A 15,579-nucleotide genomic window follows, 5' to 3' on the forward strand; every position below is an offset into this window, starting at 1 on the left:
TTCATCCGTGGAGCGGGGATGCTTAGTAGTTGAAAGTCTTGACCAGCAGCAGGTCGCCGATTGCGCGTAGGGGCACGACGAACGTCTCGCGTTTTTCATCGACGGTGTTTTCGTTGAGCACCAGGTTGATCTGCGAGGTAATCACCTCGTTCTGGTTGCCGGACTCATCGAAGTTATAGCCGTCGCTGCCGAAGTTGCCCCAATAGTTCACGTAAACCAGATAGGTGCCATGCAGCGGTGCGGTCATGGTGAACATTTCCGGGCCCGGGCCATCGACGCCATCAGGGTCGAGGCCGCCGCCGTTGCTCATCGCCGGGCGCGCCCAGAAGGCATGCTGGCCGTCGGGGGTAATGATGTGCAGGTCGAGTTCGGCCTTCGGATCGTCCCAACCCAGCACCACGCGAATCCGCGCCGGGGTGCGCAGGTTGTTGGCTTCATAGAATTGAACACGCTTGAGGGACTGGCTTTCGGCGCTGCGCACTTCGACGCTGTTGGAGCCGGCGCCAAACGCATAGGGTCGGGCGAAACGCCCTTGCTCGTCGGTGTAGAGGTTCAGCGGATTGCCGTTGACCGCCAACGTGTGCGGCCCGCGCTGGGTGCCGATGGCCTTGAGCCGGCCTTCGATCATCGTGCGATTGCGCTGCACACCCCGGTCGATGGGTGGCGTGGGATAGGCGACTTGCGGGTTTTCGCTACGGTCCAGCAGACCGTTGTAACGCCAGCCACCCACCGGTTCCGATAACTCGGCATTCGGCGCAGCCAGAATCACGGGCGCGATAGTCAACCCGATCAGCAGCAAAAGAAATGAGCGCATGCGACGCCTCCTGCCATGCATGACGAAACCTTGCGCCCGATCCTCGGCGCGTTACAGATGTGGATACTGTGTTTCGTCTGAAAGACCCGTGACTATTGGGCCGTAGATGGCGCAAAGGTTAGCCAGTTGGTTGTTTTTTAACAATCGGATGGCTCCGAAATTGCGGCGGGAGTCACGGTAATGGGTGGACGGTGAGCCGAATACGCGTCATATTCGGCTCATTATGTGAGCCGAATAGCCCATCTAATCGGCTCACCCCTACTTAGAGCATCAAGTTCATGACACCTCAATGGATATGGCAGCAACCTGATTGGCCGGGTTTCACCTGGAGCGCCGAACGCTTGGCGCCCTTGTTACGCGAGTGCGTTCAAGCACAAGGTCGGCTAATGGGCATGGCCAGTTCCGTGGGCAGTTCGCTGAGCGCACAAAGTGAACTGGATGCATTGCTGCAGAACATCGTCACCTCGTCGGCGATAGAAGGCGAACAGCTGAATGTCGGTTCAGTTCGTTCTTCATTGGCGCGGCGATTGGGGTTGGAGCTCAATGATGGCGACAACGTCAGCAAGCGCAGTGAAGGACTCGCGCAATTAATGCTCGATGCGACGCAGCGTTTTGCCGAGCCGCTGACACTTGAACGATTGCTGGATTGGCATGAGTGGCTGTTTCCAGAACAGGAAATCGGCTTGGCCGCGCAAAGCATTCGTGTAGGTGCTTTGCGCGGCGATGATCCAATGCAAGTGGTTTCCGGTCGTCTCGACAGACCGACCGTGCACTTCGAAGCACCGCCTCGCCTGGGCCTTGAGCGCCAACTCGATGCTTTCCTCGAATGGTTTGAAACCAGCCGAAATCAGTCCGAGCTCGACCCTTTGCTGCGAGCTGGCATCGCACACTTCTGGTTTGTCACACTCCACCCGTTTGACGACGGCAACGGTCGCCTGACCAGGACGATCACCGACCTTGCATTGGCTCAAGGCGAGGCTCAGGCGATCCGTTTTTATGCCATGTCGGCGAGTATTCTCGAGGATCGATCTGGCTATTACCGGGTGCTGGAAACCTGCCAGAAATCCAACACGGACGTTACTGTTTGGCTCGAATGGTTCCTGCAAACTCTATTGCGCAGCCTGCAACAGGCCATGGCACGGATCGAATCCGTGCTGGGCAAAGCGCGCTTCTGGCAGGCGCACCGGGAGTCCGAGCTGTCGACCGAGCAGACCAAAGTACTGAATCGTTTGCTGGACGCAGGGGAGCGTGGATTCGAAGGCGGGATCAGTGCGGCGCAGTATCAAGCCGTTGCGAAAGTCTCCAAAGCGACCGCGACCCGGCATCTGGCCGAACTGCTGGAAAAGGAATGCCTGCAACGCCTGCCGGGTGGCGGGCGCAGTACTCGCTACCAGATCAAATATCCCGACCAAGCGCATCCTGAGCGCTGAAACCCTTGCACCAACCACCCCGCTCATTTGCCCATAACCCCCCTATCTGCTAGTGTCGCGCCGGTTTAACGTCAACCGGAAATCGCCGCCATGGCCCGCAAAAAAGCTGCACTGGATTTCGAACAGTCCCTCGCCGACCTGCAAACGCTGGTGGAGCATCTGGAGAATGGCGAATTGTCGCTGGAGGAGTCGCTGGCCGCTTTCGAGCAAGGCATCGGTCTGACCCGCGATTGCCAGGCGGCGCTGGCCCAGGCCGAGCAAAAGGTTCAGGTGCTGCTCGAGCGTGATGGCGAGTTGGCCGAGGAACCCTTCGACGCGGATCAGCCAGAATGATTGCAGCGTACTCGGCCACCAGCCAGGCCCGCGTCAATGCGGCTCTGGAAACCCTGTTCATCGCGCCGAGCCCTGAGCTGACGCGGCTGTATGAGGCCATGCGCTACAGCGTGATGAACGGCGGCAAACGCGTGCGTCCCCTGCTGGCCTACGCCGCGTGTGAAGCGTTGGGCGGCAAGCCCGAGCAAGCCAACGGTGCGGCCTGCGCCGTGGAACTGATCCACGCCTATTCGCTAGTGCATGACGATTTGCCGGCGATGGACGATGACGATCTGCGTCGCGGCCAGCCCACTACCCACAAGAAATTCGATGAAGCCTGTGCGATCCTCGCCGGCGACGGCTTGCAGAGCCTGGCCTTCAGCGCCCTGCTCGATCCACGCCTGAGCACGTCGGATGCCGAAATCCGCCTGCAAATGGTCAGCGCCCTGGCACTGGCCGCAGGCCCGGCGGGCATGGTCGGTGGTCAGGCCATCGACCTCGGCTCGGTCGGTCTGAAGCTTGACCAGAAAGCCCTGGAGTACATGCACCGGCACAAGACCGGCGCGCTGATCGAAGTCAGCGTCAAGCTCGGTGCACTGGCCAGCGGCCGTGCCGAGAAAGACGAACTCAAGTCCCTGCAGACTTATGCACAGGCCATCGGCCTGGCATTCCAGGTGCAGGACGACATTCTCGACGTCGAAAGCGATACCGAAACCCTCGGCAAACGCCAGGGCGCCGACATTGCCCGGGACAAACCGACCTATCCGGCCCTGCTCGGCCTCGACGCCGCCAAGGCTTATGCCCTGGAGCTGCGCGACCAGGCTCTGCACGCACTGCGACCGTTTGACGCGGCGGCCGAGCCGTTGCGCGATCTGGCCCGGTATATCGTCGATCGCCGCAGCTGACGGCGAATCCGCCAAAAAAAACCAACGCGTGGGCAGGGACCGATGCATCAGGTAAACTGCCGCATCTTTTATACCTATAACGATTCGCCTGATGCCCACGACGTTTCATGAGATTCCCCGCAAACGCCCAACCACGCCCCTGCTCGACCGCGCGAATACGCCGGACGGCCTGCGCCGGTTAGGCGAAGCCGAGCTGGAAACCCTGGCCGATGAGTTGCGCCTGGAATTGCTCTACACGGTCGGCCAGACCGGTGGGCATTTCGGTGCCGGGCTGGGCGTGATCGAGCTGACCATCGCGCTGCATTACGTCTTCGACACTCCGGACGACCGTCTGGTGTGGGACGTGGGTCATCAGGCTTATCCGCACAAGATCCTCACCGGTCGTCGCGAGCGCATGGGCACCCTGCGCCAGAAGGACGGCGTCGCTGCGTTCCCACGCCGCTCCGAAAGCGAGTACGACACCTTTGGCGTCGGCCACTCCAGCACCTCGATCAGTGCCGCGCTGGGCATGGCGATTGCCGCCCGCCTGCAAAACAGCGAGCGCAAGGCCATCGCGGTGATCGGCGACGGCGCGTTGACCGCGGGCATGGCGTTCGAGGCGCTGAACCATGCGCCGGAAGTGGACGCCAACATGCTGGTGATCCTCAACGACAACGACATGTCGATCTCGCGCAACGTCGGTGGTTTGTCGAACTATCTGGCGAAGATCCTTTCCAGCCGCACCTACGCCAGCATGCGCGAGGGCAGTAAAAAGGTCCTGTCGCGCCTGCCCGGTGCCTGGGAAATCGCCCGCCGTACCGAAGAATATGCCAAAGGCATGCTGGTTCCCGGCACGCTGTTCGAAGAGCTGGGCTGGAACTACATCGGCCCGATCGATGGCCACGACCTGCCGACCCTGATCGCTACCTTGCGCAACATGCGCGACCTGAAAGGTCCGCAGTTCCTGCACGTCGTCACCAAGAAAGGCAAAGGCTTCGCCCCGGCGGAAGTCGACCCGATCGGTTACCACGCCATTACCAAACTCGAACCGCTGGACGCCCCGGCCGTTGCGCCGAAAAAGGCCAGTGGACCGAAATATTCCGGTGTGTTCGGCGAATGGCTGTGTGACATGGCGGCTGCCGATCCGCGCCTGGTCGGGATTACCCCGGCGATGAAGGAAGGCTCGGATCTGGTCGCTTTCAGCGAACGATTCCCGCTGCGCTACTTCGACGTGGCCATTGCCGAGCAGCACGCCGTCACCTTCGCGGCCGGCATGGCCTGCGAAGGCGCCAAACCTGTGGTAGCCATTTATTCGACCTTCCTGCAGCGCGGCTACGACCAGTTGGTGCATGACGTCGCCGTGCAGAACCTCGACGTACTGTTCGCCATCGACCGCGCAGGACTGGTGGGCGAAGACGGTCCGACCCACGCCGGCAGTTTCGACCTTTCGTACCTGCGCTGCATCCCCGGCATGCTGGTGATGACTCCGAGCGATGAAAACGAGCTGCGCAAAATGCTCACCACCGGTCACCTGTATGAAGGCCCGGCGGCCGTGCGTTATCCACGCGGTAATGGTCCGAACGCGACCATCGAGAAAGACCTGGAGCCGATCGAGATCGGCAAGGGAGTGATTCGCCGCCATGGCAGCAAAGTCGCCCTGCTGGTGTTCGGCGTGCAACTGGCCGAAGCCCTGAAAGTCGCCGAGACGCTGGACGCGACCGTGGTCGACATGCGTTTCGTCAAGCCCCTGGATGAAGCGCTGGTTCGCGAAATCGCCGGCAGCCATGAACTGCTGGTGACCGTCGAAGAAAACGCAATCATGGGCGGCGCCGGTGGCGCGGTCAGCGAATTCCTCGCCCGCGAAAACATCCTCAAGTCGATGCTGCACCTGGGCTTGCCCGACATCTACGTCGAACACGCCAAGCCTGCGCAAATGCTGGCCGAGTGTGGTTTGGATGAAGCGGGAATCGAAGCGTCCATTCGCGAGCGCCTGCAACTGCTCAACATCTAAACGCAAAACCCTGTGGGAGCGAGCTTGCTCGCGATAGCGGTCTGTCAGTCGACTCAGATGTACTGCTGGCCGACACCTTCGAACGCGATCAGGCCCTGAAGCTGCCCGATGTGTTGATCAGTGCCAACCGCCAGGTCGAAGCGCGCAATGACAGCAGTGCAGCCAACAGCGTCTTTACCCGCGAAGACATCGATCGCCTGCAACCCAATAGCGTCACCGACCTGCTGCGTCGCGTACCGGGCGTGCAAGTCGTGCAAACCGGCGGGCGCGGCAGCCTTCCGGGTGTCTACATTCGCGGCACCCAGTCGGCCCAGAGCCTGGTACTGGTGGACGGCCAGCGTATCGGCAGCTCGAGCTCCGGCGACAGCAACCTGCAACACATCAACATCGAACAAGTCGAGCGCGTGGAAGTGCTGCGCGGCTCCCGCTCGGTGATTTATGGCAGCGATGCGATTGGCGGGGTGATCCAGATCTTCACCCGTCGTAGTGGCGAACAGGGCCTGCAACCTCGACTGCATATGGGCTTTGGCAGCAACCAGACTTGGGAGCGCAGCCTCGGTTTGTCCGGTGGCGATGCACACACCCGCTTCAACCTCGGCGCCAGCCTCGACGAAACCGCCGGGATCAATCGCACCCACGAGTCGTATCCCAGCGACGGCGACCATGACGAATACCGCAACAAATCCGTCAGCCTGAGCCTCAGCCATGCGCTGACCGATGACATCGAAGTCGGTGCCAACCTGCTGGATAACCGCGGCAAAAGCGAGTTCGACAACCCGTTCGGGCGCTTCGACATGAATACGTTCAAGTCGGTCCAACAACAGCCCTACAACGAATTCGATGTGAGCAGTGTCAGCAGTTACATCGACGCGCGCATCAATGATCTGTGGAAAACCCGCATCGAGTTCGGCCATAGCGAAAACCGCGAGAAGACCCTGGACAAGCTCAGCGATGAGCGCAGCGTGTTCAACACCTACCGCGATTCGGTGAACTGGCAGAACGACCTGACGCTCAACGAGCGCAATAGCTTGCTGCTCGGAGGTGACTGGTATGAAGACCGCATCAACAGCAGCACCGCGTTCGATGAGGACAGTCGCTGGAACCGAGCGGCGTACATCCAGCACCGCTATCAGGCCGACAGTTTCTCCACGGAGCTGGGCCTGCGTCATGACGATAACCAGCAGTTTGGCAGCCAGAATACCTGGAGCGGCACCCTCACTCTGCCGCTGAACCCGGACAACGAAATGCTACTGACCTACAGCGAAGGCTTCCGCGCGCCGACGTTCAACGATCTGTACTACCCCGACTTCAGTAACCCGGACCTGAAGCCGGAGACGTCGAAAAGCTATGAGCTGCAATGGCGCAGTCAATTGACCGAGAGCAGTCGCCTGGAGGCGTCGCTGTATCGTACCGACCTCGAAGACGCAATCATCGCCGGCAGCAACTCGCCCCCCCAGAACGTCGCCTCGGCGCGAATCAACGGCTTCGAAGCCGCACTGAAGCAGGACCTGTTCGGCTGGCAGAGCAACCTCGGCGTGGCGATCATCGACCCGCGCGACCGTGACACGGGCCGCACCCTGGCCCGTCGTGCGCGGCGCACCTTGAGCTGGGATCTGGACCGTCAGTTCGATCGCCTTGGCCTCGGTGCCAGTTGGCAAGCGGTCAGCAGCAGCTATGACGACTTGAACAATCAACAGCCGCTGGGTGGTTATGCTCTGTTGGGATTGCGCAGCAGCTGGGAGCTCAATCGTGAAATCAGTCTGGAGCTGAAGGTCGACAACCTGCTGGACAAGGGTTACAGCCGGGCGCTGTACAGCTTCCAAGGTAGCCAGTACGGGTATCGCGAAGAGGGTCGGGCGTGGATGTTCGGGGTGACGTGGACGCCGGAGATCTGATCTGAAGTTTTCGGCACATGGAATGGCCTCATCGCGAGCAAGCTCGCTCCCACAGGTTTTGGATTGGATTACAGATTTGCAATCAAACCGAATCCCTGTGGGAGCGAGCTTGCTCGCGATGAAGGCACCTCGGTCTCAGCGATCCGGCGCGATCAAGCTACACAGCTTTGCAGTCGCCTCGATCATCTGCCCACTCGGCCGCTCCAGGCCCTTGTCTGTCACCAATCGCAACTGCCCCTGTGCCACGGCCGCCACCTGCGGCCAGGCTTTCCACGCATCGAGTTGCGCCTGATCGCTGGCCAGAATCACCTCGGGATTACGCTGCAATACGGCTTCCACACTGACCTGCGGTGCCGGCAGTTTCAGGTCACCAAATACGTTTTGCGCACCGCAGACCTGTAGCGCATCGCTGATGATCTGCTCGCCGCCAACCGTATACAGCGGCCGGTCCCAGACCTGATAGAACACTCGTAACGGCTTGTCCCGGCGATAGCGTTGGCGCAATTCATCCAGYCGCTGGCGTAAGTCGTTGGCCAATGAAGTTCCGCGTTCAGGCCGACCAAGCCGAGCGGCAATGGTCTCGATCTGTGCGGCGAGCTGGTTCAGGCTGTGGGGTTCGGCGACGTAGGTGGGAATATTCAGGCGCTTGAGCTGGTCACGCTGGGCCGGGCCGACGCTACCGGGCCATAGCAGCAACAGATCGGGATTCAGGCTGAGTAACCGCTCCATGTCCAGCTGGCCATAGCGGCCAACGGAGGGCAGGTTCTTGAGTTCGGCAGGTCGTTCACCAGCGTCAAGTACACCGACCAGGAGGTCGGCGGAGCCCAGTTCAACGACGATTTCAGAGAGCGACGGTGCAAGGCTGACAACCCGCTCGACCGCGATGGCCGAGCTGCTGGCGGCCAGCAGCAACACCGCCAGCCAGAGCGCGCGCATCAACCGAGTTGACGCGGAATACGGTAGAGGTAGAACAGCACGACGGTCGACAGCGCCAGCAGCATCAGCGGCACCGCTTCAAGACCGACGAACACCGCCAGGGCAGCGATCCAGGCCGGCAGGCCGGCGGCAAGGAATGCCGTGCGCCGCTTGGCCGCCAGACTGATCCAGGCAGCAGGCTCATCCGGGGTATCGAGGGCTTTCTGGGTGGCGATCAGCGCGTGTTTGTAGGCACCGAAAAACCTCAGGCTGACAAACATCGAGGCGACTCCAGCGATGAACAACGGCATCGCCAGTACAGGCAGGATGGCTTCGCTCTGGCCGAACACCGCGTTGATCACAAACAGCGGCAACAAGGCCAGTGCCAGGTACTGCCACCAGTTGACGGACAGTCGCCGCCGCACCTGACCGCGGGTCACGCCCGGTCTACCTCGCCCTGATGCTCATTGCCCATCATGTGATCGAGCTTGCTGGCCTTGGTCGCCAGGTAGAGTCGGTTATGCGGGTTGTGGCCGGTGTGCAGCGGCACGCGTTCGGCGACCACGATACCCATGTCGGTCAGGGCCTTGACCTTGCGTGGGTTGTTGGTCATCAGGCGCAATGACTTCACGCCCAGGTGCTCCAGCATCGGCAGGCACATGGCGTAGTCACGCTGGTCGGCGGCAAAGCCCAGGCGTTCGTTGGCTTCGACGGTGTCGGCACCACCGTCCTGCAGCTCATAGGCGCGGATCTTGTTCAGCAGGCCAATGCCCCGACCTTCCTGACGCAGGTAGAGCAAAACGCCGCGACCTTCGCGGGCAATGGCCTGCAAGGCGGCCTCCAGTTGCGAGCCGCAGTCGCAACGCTGGCTGAACAAGGCATCGCCCGTCAGGCATTCGGAGTGCAACCGGCCGAGTACCGGGGCACCGTCGGCGAATTCACCCAGGCTCAGCACAACGTGCTCGCGGCCGGTGGCTTCATCGAGAAAGCCGTGCATGGTGAATTGCGCAAAAGGCGTTGGCAGCTTGGAAGCGGCGACAAAAACGACAGGCACCGGTGTGCTCCTGATCTAAAGAGTCTGAAGATTCGCAGAGCCGGCATTGTAACAGCAGGTTCCGGGCGACGCTTAGGCTGAATTATCGGCGATAACTATCAAAAAGTTTGATATTCGCCCGCAAGACACTACCCCTGTGGGAGCGAGCTTGCTCGCGATAGCGGTGTATCAGCAGCGTATTCGTCAACTGAAAGTCCGCCATCGCGAGCAAGCTCGCTCCCACAGGGTGACGGCGGTGTCCCCCCCGGTCAGGCGAAAAACCACACCAGTCCCTGCATCGCCAACCAGGCGAACACCCCGGCCAGGACATCATCGAGCATGATGCCGACGCCGCCATGTACGTGCCGGTCAATCCAGCGAATCGGCCACGGTTTGAGGATGTCGAAGAAGCGGAATATCAAGAAACCCGCGAGCAACCATTGCCAACCTTCCGGCACCAGCCACAGGGTGATCCACATCCCGACCATTTCGTCCCAGACGATGCCTTCATGGTCGTGTACCCGTAAATCGTCGGCCACTTTGCCGCACAGCCAGAAGCCGAACAACATGGTGATGCCCAGCATCAGCCAGTAACCCCAGTCGGGAAGCATTTGCCACAACGGGATAAAAGGCAGCGCAACTAACGACCCCCAAGTGCCCGGCGCCTTTGGCAAGGTGCCCGAGCCGAAGCCGAACGCCAAAAAATGCCACGGATTACGCCAGACCGACGGCGGTACGTTTTCCGCCGGGACCTGCTTGGGATGATCTGTCACGGTGACTCCCGAAAATGTTGATAACCCCGGGTTTGCGGGGTGATGTCTTTGCCATCGGCGTCCAGCAGTGTCACGCCCTGCCCCGTTACCACCCGCCCAATCACATGGATCGGCCAACCGTCGGCCAGCAATAGCGGCAACTCGACGGACGGTAAGGTGAAGACCAGGACGTAATCGTCGCCGCCGCTCAGGGCCGCAGCTTGTGCGCCCGCTTGACCGAGAAAGTCGAGCAGCGCTTTGGAGAGCGGCAGGCGATCTCGCTCGACTTGAATACCGACCTTCGAAGCCAGCGCGATATGCCCGCAATCAGCGAGTAGACCGTCGGAGATATCCATTGCCGAAGTGGCCTTGCCCCGCAGCGCCTGACCCAAGCCGAGCTGCGGTTGCGGCGACCAGTAATGCGCCAGCAACGGCTCGGCGATGCTCGCTGGGGCCGTGCGCTGGCCGAGCACCAATGGCAAGGCACCCGCTGCATTGCCCAGGTCGCCGCCGACACACAACAGGTCGCCCGGTTGTGCGCCGCTGCGGGTCAACGCCAGGCCATCCGGTACGCGACCGAATACGGTCATGGTCATGCTTAACGGCCCACGGGTGGTATCGCCACCTACCAACGCCACACCGCAGCTTTGCGCCATGGTGTTCAAACCACGGGCATAGTCCTGCAACCATTCGGCAGTCACCGTCGGCAAGGTCAGGGCAAGGGTAAAGGCAACCGGGGTGGCGCCCATGGCAGCCAGGTCGCTGACGGCCACGGCCAACGAGCGCTGACCGAGCAGAAACGGATCGCAGGGATCGGCGAAGTGCACGCCGGCCACCAACGTATCGGTAGAGATCGCCATCTGTTCCCCCGGGGGAACAGTCAGCAAGGCGCAGTCATCGCCAATCCCGAGGGCAACGCCTTCGCCGCCCTGCGCACAAGGCGCGGCAGCGAAGAAATTGCGGATCAGCTCAAACTCGCCCATGGCTTCGTGTCGACATTCCAAGCGCCAATCAGCGCTTGAACGCCTTCACTTCAGCTTCACGCAGACGCGGGGCCAGCTTGTCGAGCACACCGTTGACGAACTTGTGGCCGTCGGTGGAACCGAAGACCTTGGCCAGTTCGATACCCTCGTTGATCACAACGCGGTACGGCACGTCGACGCGCTTGAGCAGTTCCCAGGTGGACAGGCGCAGAACCGCCAGTTCAACCGGGTCGAGCTCTTCGATGGTCAAGTCCAGGCATGGCGTGAGTGCGGTGTCGATTTCGGTCTTGAACTGCGGAACCCCGTGCAGGATTTCGCGGAAGTACGCGCCGTCGACATCGGTGAAATCGTTATCGACCCGGAACTGCGCTTCGATCTCGTTCAGCGACTGCTTGGCCATGTGCCATTGGTACAGCGCCTGAGTCGCGAGCTGACGGGCTTCGCGACGCTTGACGCTTTTCGATGGCTTGCCGGCATCCGCAGGCTTTGGGTCGCGTGGGTTGAATCGATCGCTTTCGTCGCTAATCACTTGGCCTCCAACTGCGCCAGCAGGCTGACCATTTCCAGAGCGGACAGGGCAGCTTCAGCACCTTTGTTACCGGCCTTGGTGCCGGAACGTTCAATGGCTTGCTCGATGGAATCAACGGTCAGCACGCCGAATGCGACCGGAACGCCGAACTCCATGGACACCTGGGCCAGGCCCTTGGTGCATTCGCCAGCCACGTATTCGAAGTGCGGAGTGCCGCCACGAATGACCGCGCCCAAGGCGATGATTGCCGCGAATTCGCCTTTTTGGGCGACTTTCTGCGCAACCAGCGGAATTTCGAAGGCGCCAGGCGCGCGGATGATGGTGATGTCGCTTTCGCTCACGCCGTGGCGAACCAGGGCATCAACTGCACCGCTGACCAGGCTTTCAACGACGAAGCTGTTGAAACGGCCCACTACCAGAGCGTAGCGGCCTTTAGGGGCGATGAAGGTACCTTCGATGGTCTTCAGGGTCATTCGATAGATCTCTTAAAGAGCCGGGACGCGTCTCGTACGCGTCCCTCGGTGATATTTGAACCGCGAATTCAGGGCCGGAAACAACCGGTCATTATTCGGAGGGCACGTATTCTACAACTTCCAGATCGAAACCGGATATCGCATTAAATTTCATGGGTGCCGACATCAGGCGCATTTTGCGCACACCGAGGTCACGCAGGATCTGCGAACCGGCACCGACAATGCTGTAGGTGGTCGGTTTTTTCACGGCCGCGTGGTCGGCGGTTTCGCGGATGTGCGCCAGCAACACGTCGCCATCGAGCGGGTGACCCAGCAACAACACCACGCCACTGCCCGCCTCGGCGACCGCAGCCATGGCGGCGCGCAGGCTCCAGCGGCCCGGTTGCTTGACCATCAGCAGGTCACGCAGCGGGTCCATGTTGTGCACGCGAACCAGGGTCGGTTCTTCGGCACACACGTTGCCCAGGGTCAGGGCCATGTGCACGTCGCCTTCCACCGAATCACGGTAGGTCACCAGGTTGAATTGGCCCAGTTCGCTGTCCAGTGGCTGCTCGGCAATCCGCTGAACGGTACGTTCGTGGATCATCCGGTAGTGAATCAGGTCGGCGATGGTGCCGATCTTGATGTCGTGTTCGGCGGCAAAAGCTTCCAGCTCGGCGCGACGGGACATGGTGCCGTCGTCGTTCATCACTTCACAGATCACACCGCTCGGCTCGAAACCGGCCATGCGCGCCAGGTCGCAGGCGGCTTCGGTGTGGCCGGCGCGGGCCAGGGTACCGCCGGCCTGGGCCATCAGCGGGAAGATGTGACCGGGGCTGACGATGTCTTCAGCCTTGGCATCACGGGCGGCGGCGGCCTGCACGGTGCGCGCACGGTCGGCGGCGGAAATGCCGGTGGTCACGCCGGTGGCCGCTTCGATCGATACGGTGAACTTGGTGCCGAAACCGGAACCGTTGCGCGGCGCCATCAACGGCAGCTTGAGCAGTTCGCAGCGCTCGCGGCTCATCGGCATGCAGATCAGGCCACGGGCGTGCTTGGCCATGAAGTTGATGTGCTCGGGCTTGCAGCACTCGGCGGCCATGATCAGGTCGCCTTCGTTCTCGCGGTCTTCGTCATCCATGAGGATGACCATCTTGCCTTGGCGGATGTCTTCAACCAGTTCTTCGATGCTATTGAGCGCCACAAGGCACCCCCTTGAGTCAGGATTTGAGGTAGCCGTTGGCGGCCAGAAAGCTTTCGGTAATGGTGCTGCCGGCGGTCGGCTCTGCAGCCTTGTCGCCCAAAAGCAGACGTTCCAGGTAACGGGCCAGCAAGTCCACTTCCAGGTTCACCCGGCGACCTGGCTGGTACGACGCCATGATGGTTTCGCTCAGGGTGTGCGGAATGATGGTCAGCAGGAACTCGGCGCCATCGACTGCGTTCACGGTCAGGCTGGTGCCGTCGACGGTGATCGAGCCTTTATGGGCGATGTACTTGGCCAGGTCCTTCGGCGCGCGGATGCGGAATTCCACGGCCCGCGCGTTCTCGGTACGGGCAACCACTTCGCCCACGCCGTCGACGTGACCGCTGACCAGATGCCCGCCGAGGCGAGTGGTCGGGGTCAGGGCTTTTTCCAGGTTGACCGGGCTGCCGCTTTTCAGGTCGTTCATGGCGGTGCAGTCGAGGGTTTCGCGACTGACGTCGGCGGCAAAGCCGTTGCCCGGCAACTCAACGGCGGTCAGGCACACGCCGTTGACCGCGATGCTGTCGCCCAGTTTGACGTCGCTCAGATCGAGCTTGCCGGTTTCGACGTGTACCCGTACATCACCGCCCTTTGGGGTCAATGCACGAATACTGCCGATGGATTCGATGATGCCGGTAAACATGAGGTTCTCCTCGAGAACAAAGCCCGCGCTTGCGCGATGGCCGGAAATTATACGCTTGCTGCTGGCAAAGGAATGGCAGTGACTCGCCAGTCATCGCCAACCGCACGAATTTCGGTGATTTTGAGTTCCGGCGCATCCTTCATTTGCGCGAGCGGCCAGTCCAGCAGCGGCCGCGCCGAGGAACCCAAAAACTTGCCGGCGATGAAAATCTGGAACTCGTCCACCAAACCGAGTTGGGCAAAGGCACCTGCCAGACGCGGGCCGGCCTCGACCAACACTTCGTTGACGCCACGGGCGGCGAGCTCGACCAGCAGCTGACGCAGGTCGACCTGACCATCGTAGCCGGGCACGATCAGGCATTCCGGACCGTTGGCATACTGCTCTTCCACCGCCACGCAGGTGGCGACCAGCGCCGGACCAGCCTTGAAGAACGGTGCATCCAGCGGCACCCGCAGGCGACCGTCGACCAGCACCCGCAGCGGTGGACGGCTCATGGCCAAGGCCGTTTGCTCGGCGTCCAAACCCAGCTCATCGGCGCGCACGGTCAAACGAGCGTTGTCCGCCAGCACCGTATCGGCACCGGTCAGCACCACGCTGGCCTGGGCACGCAGGCGTTGTACTGCCGAACGTGCGGCCGGACCGGTAATCCATTGGCTTTCGCCGCTTTCCATTGCCGTGCGACCGTCGAGGCTCATCGCCAATTTGACCCGCACGAACGGTAAGCCATGTTCCATGCGTTTCAGGAAACCTTGATTGAGTTTTCGCGCTTCACCCTCCAGCACACCACTTTCGGTGGCAATACCGGCCTGAGCCAGACGCTCCAGACCACGACCGGCGACTTCCGGGTTCGGGTCCTGCATCGCCGCGACCACCCGCGCCACACCGGCATTCACCAGCGCATCGGCACACGGCGGCGTACGGCCGTGATGGCTGCACGGTTCAAGCGTGACATAGGCAGTAGCGCCACGGGCCAACTCACCGGCCGCGCGCAGGGCGTGGACTTCGGCATGGGGTTCACCGGCGCGCTCGTGCCAGCCTTCGCCGACAATCTGCCCTCCTTGCACGATCACGCAGCCGACCCGTGGATTGGGGTGCGTCGTGTAATGGCCCTTGCGCGCCAGTTCCAGGGCACGGGCCATGTAGTGGGCATCGAGGATGGCAAGTTCTGCGGGCGTGTTCATTCTTTCACCGGTTCACGGGCCAGGCGATCGATCTCTTCGCGGAACTCGTTGAGGTCCTGGAAGCGGCGATATACCGAAGCGAAGCGGATGTAGGCGACTTCGTCGAGTTTCTGCAACTCGGCCATCACCAGTTCGCCGACCACGAGGGATTTGACCTCCCGTTCGCCGGTGGCACGCAGTTTGTGTTTGATGTGCACCAACGACGATTCGAGGCGCTCGACGCTCACCGGGCGCTTTTCCAGCGCACGCTGCATGCCGGCGCGGAGTTTTTCTTCATCGAACGGCTGGCGACTGCCGTCGGTTTTAATCAGGCGCGGCAACACCAGTTCAGCCGTCTCGAACGTCGTGAAACGCTCGCCGCAGGCCAGGCATTCACGCCGGCGGCGCACCTGTTCGCCCTCGGCGACCAGACGCGAGTCGATGACCTTGGTGTCGTTGGCACCGCAGAAGGGACAGTGCATGGTGGCAGGCAACAAAAAAAGGGAGGGCCATGGTAGCGCAT

17 protein-coding genes are annotated in these 15,579 nt (G+C 61.5%); 5 read left to right on the plus strand and 12 right to left on the minus strand.

Features of this window, described 5'->3' with window-relative positions:
* Positions 1-22 precede the first annotated feature (22 nt).
* Positions 23-814 carry a YfaP family protein gene (locus AC1DRN_RS01810; RefSeq protein WP_223460832.1) on the minus strand — a complete coding sequence of 264 codons (792 nt, stop codon included), beginning with the start codon at positions 812-814 and terminating at the stop codon, positions 23-25.
* 278 nt (positions 815-1,092) lie between these two features.
* Between AC1DRN_RS01810 and AC1DRN_RS01815 the strand changes: the two genes are divergently transcribed.
* The 5 genes from AC1DRN_RS01815 to AC1DRN_RS01835 all read left to right on the plus strand — a co-directional run bounded on the left by AC1DRN_RS01815 (position 1,093) and on the right by AC1DRN_RS01835 (position 7,346).
* Complete coding sequence (locus tag AC1DRN_RS01815; protein ID WP_223460829.1) at positions 1,093-2,244, plus strand: Fic family protein; 1,152 nt, start codon at positions 1,093-1,095, stop codon at positions 2,242-2,244.
* A 90-nt stretch (positions 2,245-2,334) separates the two neighbouring features.
* The gene (locus tag AC1DRN_RS01820) at positions 2,335-2,577 is read left to right on the plus strand and encodes an exodeoxyribonuclease VII small subunit (protein WP_223460827.1); all 243 of its coding nucleotides are present in this window, start codon (positions 2,335-2,337) and stop codon (positions 2,575-2,577) included.
* On the plus strand, positions 2,574-3,461 hold the full coding sequence (gene ispA / locus AC1DRN_RS01825; RefSeq protein WP_223460825.1) for a (2E,6E)-farnesyl diphosphate synthase: 888 nt from the start codon (positions 2,574-2,576) through the stop codon (positions 3,459-3,461). Before AC1DRN_RS01820 ends, ispA begins: the two co-directional genes overlap by 4 nt.
* Positions 3,462-3,552: 91 nt before the next feature.
* The gene (dxs, locus tag AC1DRN_RS01830) at positions 3,553-5,451 is read left to right on the plus strand and encodes a 1-deoxy-D-xylulose-5-phosphate synthase (protein WP_223460823.1); all 1,899 of its coding nucleotides are present in this window, start codon (positions 3,553-3,555) and stop codon (positions 5,449-5,451) included.
* A gap of 41 nt (positions 5,452-5,492) precedes the next feature.
* The gene (locus tag AC1DRN_RS01835; RefSeq protein ID WP_477786621.1) at positions 5,493-7,346 is read left to right on the plus strand and encodes a TonB-dependent receptor domain-containing protein; all 1,854 of its coding nucleotides are present in this window, start codon (positions 5,493-5,495) and stop codon (positions 7,344-7,346) included.
* A 135-nt stretch (positions 7,347-7,481) separates the two neighbouring features.
* On the opposite strand, the gene AC1DRN_RS01840 is transcribed toward AC1DRN_RS01835, so the two are convergent.
* The 11 genes from AC1DRN_RS01840 to nrdR form a co-directional block, all read right to left on the minus strand.
* A complete protein-coding gene (locus AC1DRN_RS01840) occupies positions 7,482-8,282 on the minus strand; it encodes a cobalamin-binding protein (RefSeq protein ID WP_223457666.1) in 801 nt (266 codons plus the stop codon).
* A complete protein-coding gene (locus tag AC1DRN_RS01845) occupies positions 8,282-8,701 on the minus strand; it encodes an MFS transporter (RefSeq protein WP_223457667.1) in 420 nt (139 codons plus the stop codon). The genes AC1DRN_RS01840 and AC1DRN_RS01845 overlap by 1 nt, the downstream gene beginning before the upstream one ends.
* Positions 8,698-9,315 carry a GTP cyclohydrolase II gene (gene ribA / locus AC1DRN_RS01850; protein ID WP_150726901.1) on the minus strand — a complete coding sequence of 206 codons (618 nt, stop codon included), beginning with the start codon at positions 9,313-9,315 and terminating at the stop codon, positions 8,698-8,700. Before ribA ends, AC1DRN_RS01845 begins: the two co-directional genes overlap by 4 nt.
* 248 nt (positions 9,316-9,563) lie before the next feature.
* Positions 9,564-10,067, minus strand: coding sequence for a phosphatidylglycerophosphatase A family protein (locus AC1DRN_RS01855; protein WP_223457668.1), 504 nt, complete (start codon positions 10,065-10,067; stop codon positions 9,564-9,566).
* Positions 10,064-11,029, minus strand: coding sequence for a thiamine-phosphate kinase (gene thiL, locus AC1DRN_RS01860; RefSeq protein ID WP_223457670.1), 966 nt, complete (start codon positions 11,027-11,029; stop codon positions 10,064-10,066). Before thiL ends, AC1DRN_RS01855 begins: the two co-directional genes overlap by 4 nt.
* 28 nt (positions 11,030-11,057) lie before the next feature.
* Positions 11,058-11,558: a transcription antitermination factor NusB gene (gene nusB, locus AC1DRN_RS01865; RefSeq protein ID WP_008053839.1), complete on the minus strand. Its 501-nt coding sequence runs from the start codon at positions 11,556-11,558 to the stop codon at positions 11,058-11,060.
* Entirely contained in the window at positions 11,555-12,031 is a 477-nt protein-coding gene (ribH, locus tag AC1DRN_RS01870) for a 6,7-dimethyl-8-ribityllumazine synthase (RefSeq protein ID WP_003228649.1), read from the minus strand. Before ribH ends, nusB begins: the two co-directional genes overlap by 4 nt.
* Before the next feature lie 91 nt (positions 12,032-12,122).
* Positions 12,123-13,214, minus strand: coding sequence for a bifunctional 3,4-dihydroxy-2-butanone-4-phosphate synthase/GTP cyclohydrolase II (gene ribBA / locus AC1DRN_RS01875; RefSeq protein ID WP_090325554.1), 1,092 nt, complete (start codon positions 13,212-13,214; stop codon positions 12,123-12,125).
* A 16-nt stretch (positions 13,215-13,230) separates the two neighbouring features.
* Positions 13,231-13,896 carry a riboflavin synthase gene (locus AC1DRN_RS01880; protein WP_008018158.1) on the minus strand — a complete coding sequence of 222 codons (666 nt, stop codon included), beginning with the start codon at positions 13,894-13,896 and terminating at the stop codon, positions 13,231-13,233.
* A 47-nt stretch (positions 13,897-13,943) separates the two neighbouring features.
* Complete coding sequence (gene ribD / locus AC1DRN_RS01885; protein WP_223457672.1) at positions 13,944-15,077, minus strand: bifunctional diaminohydroxyphosphoribosylaminopyrimidine deaminase/5-amino-6-(5-phosphoribosylamino)uracil reductase RibD; 1,134 nt, start codon at positions 15,075-15,077, stop codon at positions 13,944-13,946.
* Positions 15,074-15,538, minus strand: a complete 465-nt coding sequence (gene nrdR / locus AC1DRN_RS01890) for a transcriptional regulator NrdR (RefSeq protein WP_003228656.1) — start codon at positions 15,536-15,538, stop codon at positions 15,074-15,076. Before nrdR ends, ribD begins: the two co-directional genes overlap by 4 nt.
* Positions 15,539-15,579: the final 41 nt, after the last annotated feature.

The sequence above is a fragment of the Pseudomonas sp. P5_B3 genome (genome assembly GCF_056400405.1).